This is a genomic window from Enterobacter asburiae, assembly GCF_008080435.1.
In the GTDB taxonomy this organism is placed as follows: domain Bacteria; phylum Pseudomonadota; class Gammaproteobacteria; order Enterobacterales; family Enterobacteriaceae; genus Enterobacter; species Enterobacter asburiae_C.
In genome coordinates this window covers 1-12,461 of sequence record NZ_VRKN01000033.1, presented here as the reverse complement: position 1 = coordinate 12,461, position 12,461 = coordinate 1, and the positions used below count along the sequence as shown (strand labels likewise).

Here is a 12,461-nt window from a genome sequence, read left to right as displayed (position 1 = left end):
CAGGGTATGCAGTTCTGTCAGGCGGTTACAGGGCGTGCCGGGAGCGTCATGCCTGCGAACCGTTTTCCCGCCAGTACATTGCGTCTCCGGAGGCCTGAACGATGGCTGAATTGTTACTTTTACACTACGAATTGCCAGACGCTTTTTGGAATCCGGTCATACAAACGATTCATCACCAGCTCTGCCAGTCGGTGGTCTGCAGCGCTCCAGAAGACTGTCAGTTCAGCATCGTTCAGTTCGTATCGCTTTTTCTCGATAATTTTCTCAAGAGACTCACGCTCGCTTATCCTGCGTAGTTTGAGAAGCCAGTCCATTTTTGTCATTTTTCCGCCCCGTTCAAATAAAATTGCTGAAATGATCAGCTGAAGTTTCTGACAACAAATAGCCAGCCTTCGTCGTTACTGACAGCCTTCCAGCCACAGCTTCTGAGCAATGCATTAAGCCCTTCTGCTTGACCACTAATTCTTGCGGGGACAGGAAGAAGCTGCTTTCCGTTACTGTTGAAGCCACTGTCAAGGGCGCTTTTAAGCACAAAAACACTGTTCACATCCGGATTGCGTTTGACCTGCCTACGTCCGCTCCACTGCGTATCATCGAGCACACGATACACCCAGCCATGCTGAGTCGCCAGTTCGAGGGCGTAGGTCAGGCGGAAAAGATCGTTCTGCTCACGCAGTTCGCCGGAACAGGAACGCCAGAGGTAATCAAGCTTGTTCCGTAATCGTGCCCTGACCCCCTGGGTTCTGCCCTGGTTCAGTATCCAGTCAATATCGGTCGCAACGTCGCGTGTAAACCGGCGCTGTTTTTTGGCCTGGGCAAACCACCGGATGATGAAGAGGTTTTCCTGGGACTCAGAACTCACAATGCCGTCATCCCGAGCGGTATGAAGGGCAATTAATGCACACCAGGCAAGATGCCCTGTTTTATTTGTATCTCTCATAGACGAACTGTAGTCAGCGTTATAAGTTAAGTAGTATAACCAGGATGCCTGAATATCTCATGTGTGAAAACGCTGATTAAACACGCCTGATATCAGAAAAAAACCGATTCATTGAGTAAGTCGGTAATTTTCGACAGGGTATCCATAACCTCAGATTTATCGCAGGTCATCAACAGATCCATTGCCAGAATTTCAGGACGAAAAGTGTTGGCCATCCACCGCAGCATGTCGGCACGCAGGGCCTGCCTTATACGCCGTGTGAGATGCCAATGAGCCGAACCCGCCTCATCGCTCTGGCCGCTGTACTTGTCTGGTATGTAGCGGCACAACCTCCCCTGGAAAGAAGAAGCAGGACGTTCAGATTATAAACAAGCGAGAGTAGTTGTCGCCTAATACTCAGGCTTTGATACGAATTTTATCGGATTGAGGTGACCGGGTAAAAAATCTAAATTGCATCACTGCAGGCTGAATAATTGTTATAATATTCTCACTGCATTACCCATCGCGCACGTCAGTCAGCGGATTTCCCGGGATTCAGTGCATACAAACATGGGTCTGGTTATAATACCACTCTGTTAGTATTATCGGCTCTTTTTTTAACCGTATTGCGCAGCCTGTCAGAAGGCAAGGTGACAGGGGTGTACCCGGCTGGAGGACAGGCTGCGCATGCTTTATATGATACTCGCGCGGTATTTCTCGTTCATGTGCAGAAATAACAACGTCAGGGTTCGCTCTCAGTATCATTGATGACCGCAATACGTTTCTCTGTATTCACGCGCGCGCGTGAAAATTTATTCCGGTAGACATAAAATGGTTGCCGGTACGATACCCTCTCCCCTCCCCTGACTGTCTCTGATGCCAGTTGCTTACAACGGAATGTTAACCCATCACCACGCTGTTGAAGCAATGCCCTGATGTTCGCATTATCCAGCAATCTGACCTCCCCTTTGTAACCCCGGGCGCGTAAGGTTTTCAGGGTATCATGAAATGCCTCTGAGTACAGGAGTTCACTACCTACCAGTAAGTTCAGCTCAGACCATGGAGAATGAACAGTATTATGGCAGGTCAGAAACAATTCAATACACCATACAGACTCTTCAAAACATGCCGGGCTGGCAACGGGATTAAAATGAATAAAGAGATCGTCATCTTCCCGAATTTGTTCGGCATATTTGATGACAGGAAAGTCCCGGATATCAGGAATAACTGCCTGAATCATTTCATCAAAAAATGATGCGTGAACAACGGGTGAAGAGATGGTGAGTGGCGAGTTATTTTTTCTTTTAGAAATATTCAACAGTGACAGATAGTGAGGAAGAATCTGTCGATATACATTGTTGCCGACAGGAGTAAGAGTCACACTGTTTCGTTCAATTATTACAAGCTGTTCTCCGAACCAGCTCTCTGTGTTTTTTAACATTCTGGATACAGGAGGTACTGTCAGGCACAGTTTGTCTGCCGTCTTCTTCAGACTTTTTTCCTGGGCAACCGTCACAAAAGCGGCCATAGCCTTCGATATAAACACATTTATTTCCTTAATATTGTATTTCAGAACCATGACCATGACCATGATGAACAACAGATAAATAAATCCTTAACGTATTGTTTTCACATGACAAAAATAAGCTTAGATATAACAGGGAAATAATGAACCATTTATCAATAAGCCGGAATTAAATGTTAGCGTGATGTAAATACTCTATATTTCAGAACCTGTACGTGACTTCCCCTGCTTTTTATCGCTGAAAGCCATTAGCATAAATCCGTTGGCCCCCAGCCCGCCTGAGCCACCATTTTTTTGATCACGGTCTCACTCTGCTAAGGGGCTGTTCAGCCACATCACCTGCCATTTCCCTTCATTTCAGACTTTCAACAGAAAGTATCATCAGGAAAAAGGCATTTTATGCATACATTTTCCTGTTCTTTCCACCCTAACGGACCCTGACATTTGTTTTATCTTTCACAGAAAATCAAACCTGCTACCTCTCCAGGTGTCAGGACCGTGTGGTGAGAAGCATTCCGATAAAAGATGTTCTGCCGTGGCACAGACTGTTACATTGTCATACAATTAACTTTTAAAATATGATTCAATAAGATAAGAAATACTAATCCAGTGACACAGTACGTAATGCCGACGAATGTCCCGACGCTATAAATATATCCACACGCATGATTTCAGTATATGCAGAACACCTCGGTTCGGGCAGAGGCACACCTGACAGCAACATCCCCCGTTATTTGTACCCTGCCCTGCTTAATCAGCAATCGTATATTCATACTCAGTTCATCAGTATTAATAAAACGATACCGGTATTCAGAAACGAAGACCCTGTATTCAGGGTCCGTTATCTCATACCACAACATATTTTTTACTCAGCCGGGACCGTGGTCCCACCACTTGCATATGTCCGGTTACATCTGTCAAAAACTATTTGGTGATTATTTAGCATTTTCTGTCCGGAGATGTCATGAAGTAGAAATCTCTACTTCCATTAGATGCAGCCGCGCCGAAAATTAGTTGCTCGAACGGGACCATGGTCCCGGCCTCTGTGTTACCTAACCTCAGCCAGAATTGTGTTGAGTACTGCAGACATTGATGTCAGATGAGGTATAAATCTACTGATTCTGGATCCTGGTATTTTTTCCTGATCATAAGTGGTGATAACACAAGGTTCAGACCTTTCAGACTAGTAGAATGGCCTTACCCACATCCTGCATTATGTCGACTTACAGACGAGTCTTTACCGGGACCACGGTCCCGGCTCAGTCCATCAACCGAAAAATTACAATAGATTCCGGGTATCTTATTACAACGTGTGCCGACTCTAACCGGGGAAGACACGCCTTCCAGAACCAATAACAAGTGATGAAAGCAAGGTGCTGAAAATTATTCTTTCGTATCCATTGAGCGAGGCAAAGACCGTCTTCCCTGAGAGCCGGGACCGTGGTCCCAACAGTAACAGCCCGTTTTAAGGCTCTTTCCCTCATATCCATTAATGTTCAGCATGTCTGAAGAACGTGGTACTACAAAGGAATAAGTTGATCCCCCTGGGACCATGGTCCCAGGATAGTCCACGCTACTATCACAGGAAGAATACATCGTAATATTTCACAGGCGAAGACTTGTAATATCCACAGCAGATATTATTTATTCGTCGGGTAAGAAACGATGTAAAAAAAGTGTTTATCCGTATAAATACCTTCTTGTGTGTGACAGAAGCGTACTTCTCCAGATTTGCCGCAACGTGTAACAACGCTTTGCTGTTTAAAACGACAATTTGTTGTAAGGTATCGCAGTGTTTTAAACGCCCGCATAGCTGGGACCATGGTCCCAGTTAAGAGTGAATATGGCTTTTCCCAAACAACCGGATTCAGATGTCAGGGAAGATTCTTGCAAAGAACAGATATGATATTGTTCTGACCACTCCAGTCGGGTGTTTGAAAAGGCAGCGCCGCGATCTCTCATTTGCAGAAATATTACTAAAGTATGTAACACAGGACTACTAATTGCCATCGTATATCCAGCGGCAATTTTATCAATGAAGAAGATTAAAGATCATTTCAGCATCCAGCTTTGCTTGTGTAACATGCGACTGTTTTTAACATTGCCAGACAGTTGTGTGAAAAAAGTTCAGACCAGTGGATTAAATAACCGAAACAGGTTGGAAGTCATGGTACGTCATTCCATAAGAAGAGAGGAACCTGCGGGAGCCGGAACGAGAGTAAAAGACCACCTTCCTCATACTACTCAAGCAATTCCATCTGCTGTTCGTGCGTTTGTTCCATTTTCTCCTGATGCCGCACATATCTTCTGATAATTTCCTCGTTCATACCGACAGTATCTACAAAGTAGCCACATGACCAAAAGTGGTTACCCCATAGCTTCTTTCGTATATGTGGAAAACGATTGTATAGCCTGATTGCACTGCGGCCTTTAAAATGCCCCATCAGGGTTGATATTGAGATTTTAGGTGGGACGATTACAACAAGATGTACCTGATCTGGCTGAATATTTAGCTCCGGAACCTCACAATCTTTTATTCCGCAGAGAATGTAGATTGTCCTGTAAAGCTCCTTATCCAGCTTATCTTTCAGGATCTGAAGTGGTCAACTAAAACTGGCCACCGCGTTAGAGTTTTTCCAGTATCGGTTTTCCGATTCGTTTGGTGGCAACCCACCGTTATACTCGTGCGGTCTGAGTATGCTGTAATATCCAACGATATAGTCCGTTATTGCTTGGGCTGCATCGCTGAAGCTTACGTAACCCGTCACTGGCACCCATTCGTTCTTCAGACTCCGGAAGAAGCGTTCCATTGGACTGTTATCCCAGCAGTTTCCACGCCGACTCATACTCTGCCTGATCCGGTATCGCCACAGTAACTGCCGGAACTGCCTGCTTGTATAATGACTGCCCTGATCGCTGTGGAACATTACTCCGACGGGCTTGCCGCGCGTTTCCCATGCCATTTCCAGCGCTTTCATGGTGAGTCTGCTGTCCGGTGAGAACGACATTGCCCAGCCCACTGGTTTCCTTGCGAACAGGTCGAGAACAACGGCAAGGTACGCCCAGCGCTTACCTGTCCAGATATAGGTCACATCACCGCACCACACCTGGTTTGGCTCTGTTACGGCGAACTGTCGCTCAAGATGATTCGGGATAGCAACGTGTTCATGACCGCCACGCCTATACCGGTGAGTCGGCTGCTGGCAACTGACCAGCCCCAGTTCTTTCATGAGCCTGCCAGCGAGCCAGCGCCCCATCTGGTAGCCTCTCTGAGTGGCCATTGTGGCGATACTTCTTGCTCCGGCTGAACCGTGACTGATGCTATGTAGCTCAAGTACCTGGCTGCGTAATACAACTCGTCTGCCGTCTGGTTTTTCTGGACGGTTTTTCCAGTATTTGTAGCTACTGCGATGAACCCCGAACACGTGGCAGAGAGTGACCACAGGATAACGCGCCCTGAGTTTCCCGATTATCGAGAACTGTTCAGGGAGTCTGACATCAAGAGCGCGGTAGCCTTTTTTAATATTTCATTTTCCATTTCAATGCGTTGTATCTTTTTCTTTAGCTCACGTATTTCGATTTGTTCCGGCGTTATCGGGGAGGATTTTGGCGTTTTTCCCTGACGTTCATCACGCAGTTGTTTGACCCATTTCGTCATCGTGGAAAGACCAACATCCATAGCCTTAGCAGCGTCAGAGACAGTGTAATTTTGGTCGACAACCAGTTGAGCTGATTCGCGTTTGAATTCAGGACTAAAATTTCTTCTTTTCATTGGTGCACCTGTGTTGTTCTGAGGTGAGCATATCACCTCTGTTCAGGTGGCCAAATTCAGTAAACCACTTCAATCCTGAAGCGGTACTTTGGCGTCCAGACTATATGGTATTTGCAACGCCAATATACATGTGATGAACTCCTGTAAAGCCCCATGTCGGTCTGTCTCCTTTTACTTATGGTGAGTAAGCAGAGATATTCCGGCATGGGCATTCTTCAGGCTATAGCCTTACAGGATCAATCACCACCTCCCTAAGAGGTGGTTTAGGGGTGACAATAAAAAATATCGAAAAATACTCCTTGCGTTAAATACAAAAGTTTTATGTGCTAAATGAAAGAGTCTGACTGAGACCATGGTCCCAGGGAAAATGAATCCGGGGGAGAAATACGCCCTGAGTGCAGTGTCGTGTGAAATCTTTTCTTTTAAGATCATGGGCATGAACATCGCTATGCTATAAAAATGGATATAACCAGAACATAATCAGGAGCTTCACCAGGGCATGGGACAACAGTGATTTTACTGGGACCATGGTCCCAGTAAAATGCTACAGGATCTTTTTTTGTATGCTACCTGATGAAAAATTTACTTCGAGAGGGAAGGCGTAAAAAGAGAAGAAAGACGGGGAGGGGACAAAAAAGGGGCGGCAAGGCCCCTGATTGAAATGTTTATTTTTTCAGCTCACTGAGAAGGGCTTCGATTTTGCTAATGACACCCGGAGGTAAAAAAGCGCGATCAAGCTGAAATACAACTTTATCACCTTTATAGACAACCGTAGCGCCTTTCACCAATTGCTGTTTCGAGGACAACACAGTACGTCTGTCCGATTGTGCTTTGAGAACACTATTCAGCAGCTGGATTAGTTCATCCGCTTCAAAGATGACCCCTGCCATCTTACGTTCGCTTAGTTGCCGTACCTGCTGCAGCATAAGCTCTTCTTTCTCAGCGAAACTTTTCTGCAGGGCGTCGCCCGTTCTTGCAGATAATTCACCGGGATGAGAAAAGAGGGCGATCAGTTCTTTGGGCAACCTGGCGGTATTAATGCAGCGGGTAATGATTTTACGCGAGATGTTTTCTGCGGCAGCAAGGGCGGATATGTTTCCATCGAATTCTTTGCTCAGACGTGATGCATAACGTTTGCCACGCTCATACGCGCTGGTAGGACGATAATCATTGCCCAGTGTACACAGCGCGTTCATTTGCTCATCATCCAGATCGCCAACAAGAATACGGTAATCGCTGGAAGTTAAAATTGCCGTTTTTCTGCGACGGCTTCCGTCGGCAACTTCAATCCCCTCTGCGAGCCGACGTCCAAAAGCAGGGTTCTGCTGGCCTGTAAGAAGAAAAGAGGGGATGAGATCGTCAAGGGATTCTTCCGTTAACAAGTCCTGGTCTCGTTCGTTACCAGACCAGACTCGCGTATGCGTTTCGACAAGATGTCCGGGAACAGTTTCCAGTGTGAATTTCACTTCTCGTCCACAAACCGGAATAACAATTGAATTGCCGCGAGCCATCGCCCCAACGCGTGCAATAAGGGAATCAACCATTGGCGCAGCAGGAGCCTGTTCAGACTCAACAGGTGCTACCACGCCGCCTGTTTTTCGGATCACCGGTGCGCGCTTCATTATTTCATCTCCCAGCGAGGCTTAATCAGACGATCAAAAATTTCATTACAGACGGGTTCCCAGATAGCAAGGGCATTTCGCCATGCACCTGTTGATGAACGCTGGTCAATAGCCTGTTCAAACACCGTGCGCATACGGATTTGACCTTTTCCCACTTCATCCGTTTCTCTTACTACATTTTTAAGGACCATTCCGCCCCAGGCATCACGGATCTGCTCTTCCATCCATGGGGACTGGGATCCATTGTTATTACTGTATTTAGTCAGAAGAATTCTAACATCAGGCTCAAAACCTTTAAGATCGACGTTTTTTAGCAAATCACGCAGCATGTCGAAGAACTGAAGGGCAGAAGTATAGTCGAACAGTTCTGCCGGGGTTGGAACAATCAGCACATCGGCTGCACAAACCACGTTTATCGTACCAATCCCAAGATTAGGTGCACTGTCGATCACAATGACATCGTAGTCATGGGCTACGGTTTCTATGGCCAGACGAAGCATCAGGTGCGGATCGGTGGGTAATTTTCCTGCGTCATAGCGTCCCATAAGTTCTGTTTCAATGCGGTGAAGCGCCAGACAGGAAGGAATGATATCCAGCCCGGGCCAGCAGGTGGGTTTCACTGCATAGCTGACATCATCATGTTCCCCAAGATAAAAAGGAAGAAGGGTGTCCTCAGCATGAATATGAAGATCGGGCACCCATCCATGGTACATCGATGCGGTGCCTTGTGGATCATTACCTTCAACCAGCAGAACACGCAAGCCTTTTAAGGCAAGATCCTGTGCAAGATGAACTGAAACGGAAGTTTTATAAACTCCGCCTTTATGTGCAGCAACGCCAATAACGGGCGGGAAAGAATGTTCAGAACGGCGAAGTCGGGTACCGAAAACATCCCGCATATGGTTAATCTGTTCGATAGTATAACCCACACGTTGTTCAACCCTGCCTCGTATTTCCATATCAGGGTGGGGGAGGCGACCGGCTTTTTCTGCATCCCGGATCGCTTGGGAAGATACACCTACCAGATCAGCCGCTTCACCAATACGCCAGCGCCGTGTAATTTTTCTGGCTTCCGGGCTGTCATCATTAAATTGTGCTACGGCAATCGCTTTTGTCATTTCATGACCAGCGGAAATACATTGGTTTAGAGTATTCATCAGTCCCATACTGAGCATCCTTTAATCATCTCTTTGCATCATTTTATTAAATCTTGGAAATTAATGCAAAGCAACTATTTAAATGCAAACTAGCATTAAAACTGCAAAGTTGATTAAAAGATGCAAAGTTGATCGCATTTTATACACATCTCATCGGATATGGTTGCGGTCTCCCATACCTGAGTCATTATTTTTCATACCATAGTGAATAAAAAAAGTTACTCCTTTACTGTGAAGTGTGATTCAGACTACTTTTTATACTATTTTCTGGTTAAAGGGAGTACCTGTAATGTGATATTGCGTGATTTTTATTCTGTTCATGACTGTGGCATGCAAAATATGATGGTTAGGAGATAACAAAGATCGTCGATTTATTGACTGAGGTATGTAGTGTTTATTGAAAAAGGCATTGCATTAGGTATCATTTTACATACCGCAGTAAAGTGATTTGTGTTTAATTTTAATTTTTACAATGAGTTAGTAACTTTAAATGATACCTTATTGACTGTGGTATGTTGAATCAGTGACTGCGATATGCTGTTCAGGAGGAGTGAAACGGCGTCATATTGATTTTCGATGATCTTTTGCTTATATGCGCGTTATCCTCTTTATCCACAGGATCGATCCAATAACAGATCCCTATAGAGATCATATAGAGATCCAAAAGAGATCCCGGATCCGCTACAGCCTGCGTCATTACTGGTCCCGGATGGGATCGATCTTTACCGAAGGATGTATTATCTTGACTGTAGTGTGCATTTTCTAATACTGTGATATGTAAAGCCATTTACTGGGGTATGGATTACCATTGACTGCGATATGTATCGTCGCATACCCGTGTGGATAAATCGTGGAATAAGTAATGAAGAGTGAAAATAAGGACTTACCTCTGAATCTTCTGGAGGTTGATAAGTCAACCGGCGAAGTTGTTAACCTTGATGTCAACAGTACCAGCACGGTTCAGCCTGTCGCTCTTATGCGACTGGGTCTCTTTGTTCCAACCTTAAAATCTACCGGGAAGAGTAAAGCTAACCGTAAAAACGTCACAGATGCCACTGATGAGCTTATACAGCTTTCTATAGCACGAAGTGAAGGCTATACCGACGTTAAGATCACTGGCTCCAGACTGGATATGGATACCGATTTTAAAGTCTGGCTCGGGATCATTCGTTCCATGTCTGAATACGGTGTCAAAAAGGATACGCTTGAACTTTCTTTCGTCGAATTCGTCAAAATGTGCGGATTTGATTCCCGTCGCTCTAACAAAAAGATGCGCGATCGTATCAGTAACTCCCTTTTCAAACTCGCCTCGGTGACGCTTAAGTTTCAGAATGAGACAAAAGGGTGGACCACTCACCTTGTTCAGTCGGCTTTCTACGATATTAAAGAAGACATCATTGAGATTAAAGCCGAACCCAAGCTTTTTGAGCTCTACCACATGGACAGGAGGGTTCTGCTGCGTCTGAAAGCCATAGACGCCCTTCAACGTAAAGAATCGGCCCAGGCGCTTTACACGTTCATTGAGAGCCTTCCGCAGAACCCTGCACCCATTTCAATGAAACGCATGCGCGACCGCCTGAATCTGACTTCAAACGTTTATACGCAAAACCATACCGTCCGCAAAGCGATGGAACAGCTCAAAGATATCGGCTATCTGGATTATACGGAGTTCAAACGTGGACGCTCATCGTACTTCAGCGTTCATTACCGGAACCCAAAACTCATTAGCAGTTCCGCCAAAGTCGTTAAGAGAGAAGAAGTACCTGATGGAAAAGACGGCGAACAAAATTATGAGGAAGTCATTAAAGCCCTTCAGGCAGCAGGGATCGATCCTAAAAAACTGGCTGACGTACTCGCAAATATGAAGCCAGAAGATTGACTGCGGTATGTGACTGGATTTTACTCTATATATCCAGACGCCTTTCCGCTCTTACGGTTGCGATAACTTTCTGCGTATATATGCCCGGGGTGAGCGGTAACCCAGCGCGCTGTGCGGAGGATGTTTGTTGTAACGGCTGAACGCTACTGCCAGATTCATCACAGCTGTCCGGTTTCGGCATCATGCTGATGAACTCCCGCTTTATCGTCTTCACGAAGCTTTCTGCTATACCGTTGTTTTCCGGGCTACGCACTGCTGTCGTGTACGGATCCAGTCCTGGCATCGGGGCGAGCGCACTTGTTCCATGTATCCTGCAGGCTGAACTGTTATCCGTCAGCCATTCCAGCGCCGGTGACTTTCAGTTACTGCCACGCGCCCTTTATGGACCCGCTTCCAGCAGGGATCAGCAGACCTGCGCTCAAGAAGCAAATGGTGTGTTCTCACAATACAATACACACGCTTTGCGTTAACCACCGGCAGACCATCCCGCTCTCTCCCGTCGCAGCAGCACCCGTACAAGGCGTTAACCATAAGTCGGCAGGTCAGCCACCGCAGTGTTTATTTGGGACGACACAGCAGTATCGTCAGAATGGCGCCGCTGTATGCGTCCTGCCAGTCAGATGATCGATGAACTTTAATACTCAGTTGCGCACGCGACACACCAATATTTCGGCAGAGGCTGGTCAGTCCTCGTCCCCGGCCTACAAGGACGCATGCTGCCCGACCGAGCTCTACGGCCTCTTTGAGGATCTCGGCTTTTATCGTCTTCTTGCCCAACAGGTGCTGGAGCCTGCGGATGCAACCAGCTCAGATGCGGGGACGACCTCTTCGCCTGAAACCACGGCGGTCAGAGAACCTTCTTCATACTGCCTGCGCCACTTGAAAATCTGATTAGCATTGAAGCCATGCAGGCGAGCGACATGAGACTCGGTCATGGTGGGTTCCATAGTCTGCTGAATAATGATGATTTTTTCCTGTGGTGTATGGCAACGTCGCCGCTCAGGTCCTGATAACACTTTAACCATCTTGTTATTCTGACCCGTGTTAAACATAGTTTCAGGTCTACCTCTTATTTTATGAGAGGCGTAGTGTCTGATGATATATGGGCCAGTCTAGTGTTTCTTCACTGTGGTATGCAGTAAATATTATATTGACTGAGGTATGCAAGATCCACACTGAGGTGTGTAGTTATAATCCCATTGACTGTGATATGCATCACGCATGCCGCAGTCAATATGATTGTGAGATCTGCAGGTTGTCTGTCCTCGATCCCTTGTGAATCTTGACTGAGACATGCTGAACCCTCCCGATTTTGTGTTTTAATTCACTGCGGTATGTAAATTCGCATGTCGCAGTCAATAATATAGGTGTCTTTATAAAAAGATCTTTTTCATGAGGTCGTACTGACCCCCGTGTTGCTAACCTGGTTATGTCGAAACCAGCTGATATTGCTCTGAATGCATGCTGTAGTGTGATGTGAGTAATACGATCGAGGCGGTTTGAACCTCATCCAAAGGAGACGCGAATGTCAGGCAGAAAAGGAAAGGGCGGGAAGTCACCGGTTCCCCACGACGGGCTGTTTAAAAC

At 46.2% G+C, this 12,461-nt stretch carries 8 protein-coding genes and 3 pseudogenes; 2 read left to right on the top strand and 9 right to left on the bottom strand.

What is annotated here, in order from left to right; genetic code table 11:
• Positions 1–119 precede the first annotated feature (119 nt).
• The 3 genes from hha to FU672_RS24180 all read right to left on the bottom strand — a co-directional run bounded on the left by hha (position 120) and on the right by FU672_RS24180 (position 2,498).
• On the bottom strand, positions 120–323 hold the full coding sequence (gene hha, locus FU672_RS24190; protein WP_148245146.1) for a hemolysin expression modulator Hha: 204 nt from the start codon (positions 321–323) through the stop codon (positions 120–122).
• Between the two features lie 35 nt (positions 324–358).
• Positions 359–940 (bottom strand): DUF2913 family protein, encoded by a 582-nt coding sequence (locus tag FU672_RS24185; protein ID WP_148245145.1) that lies wholly within the window; start codon positions 938–940, stop codon positions 359–361.
• A gap of 721 nt (positions 941–1,661) precedes the next feature.
• Positions 1,662–2,498, bottom strand: coding sequence for a LysR family transcriptional regulator (locus FU672_RS24180; protein ID WP_187360850.1), 837 nt, complete (start codon positions 2,496–2,498; stop codon positions 1,662–1,664).
• A 1,981-nt stretch (positions 2,499–4,479) separates the two neighbouring features.
• Between FU672_RS24180 and FU672_RS24175 the strand changes: the two genes are divergently transcribed.
• Positions 4,480–4,755 carry a hypothetical protein gene (locus FU672_RS24175; RefSeq protein ID WP_148245143.1) on the top strand — a complete coding sequence of 92 codons (276 nt, stop codon included), beginning with the start codon at positions 4,480–4,482 and terminating at the stop codon, positions 4,753–4,755.
• On the opposite strand, the pseudogene tnpA reads toward FU672_RS24175, so the two are convergent.
• The 5 genes and pseudogenes from tnpA to sopA all read right to left on the bottom strand — a co-directional run.
• A pseudogene (gene tnpA / locus FU672_RS24170) lies at positions 4,685–5,041 on the bottom strand (IS200/IS605 family transposase); the annotation flags it as partial. The gene FU672_RS24175 and the pseudogene tnpA sit on opposite strands and share 71 nt — an antisense overlap.
• Positions 5,042–5,047: 6 nt before the next feature.
• A protein-coding gene (locus FU672_RS24165; RefSeq protein WP_148245142.1) for an IS3 family transposase occupies positions 5,048–6,216 on the bottom strand; the annotation gives its coding sequence in 2 pieces (ribosomal slippage) (positions 5,048–5,967 and positions 5,967–6,216; 1,170 coding nt in all).
• A 71-nt stretch (positions 6,217–6,287) separates the two neighbouring features.
• Positions 6,288–6,371, bottom strand: a pseudogene (locus FU672_RS24160) (IS200/IS605 family transposase); the annotation flags it as partial.
• 510 nt (positions 6,372–6,881) lie between these two features.
• Positions 6,882–7,838, bottom strand: a complete 957-nt coding sequence (locus FU672_RS24155; RefSeq protein ID WP_148245141.1) for a ParB/RepB/Spo0J family plasmid partition protein — start codon at positions 7,836–7,838, stop codon at positions 6,882–6,884.
• Complete coding sequence (gene sopA / locus FU672_RS24150) at positions 7,838–9,004, bottom strand: plasmid-partitioning protein SopA (RefSeq protein WP_148245140.1); 1,167 nt, start codon at positions 9,002–9,004, stop codon at positions 7,838–7,840. Before sopA ends, FU672_RS24155 begins: the two co-directional genes overlap by 1 nt.
• Before the next feature lie 853 nt (positions 9,005–9,857).
• Here sopA and FU672_RS24145 point away from each other — a divergent pair.
• The gene (locus FU672_RS24145) at positions 9,858–10,874 is read left to right on the top strand and encodes a RepB family plasmid replication initiator protein (protein WP_148245139.1); all 1,017 of its coding nucleotides are present in this window, start codon (positions 9,858–9,860) and stop codon (positions 10,872–10,874) included.
• Between the two features lie 51 nt (positions 10,875–10,925).
• On the opposite strand, the pseudogene FU672_RS24140 reads toward FU672_RS24145, so the two are convergent.
• Positions 10,926–11,899, bottom strand: a pseudogene (locus FU672_RS24140) (integrase core domain-containing protein).
• Positions 11,900–12,461 lie beyond the last annotated feature (562 nt).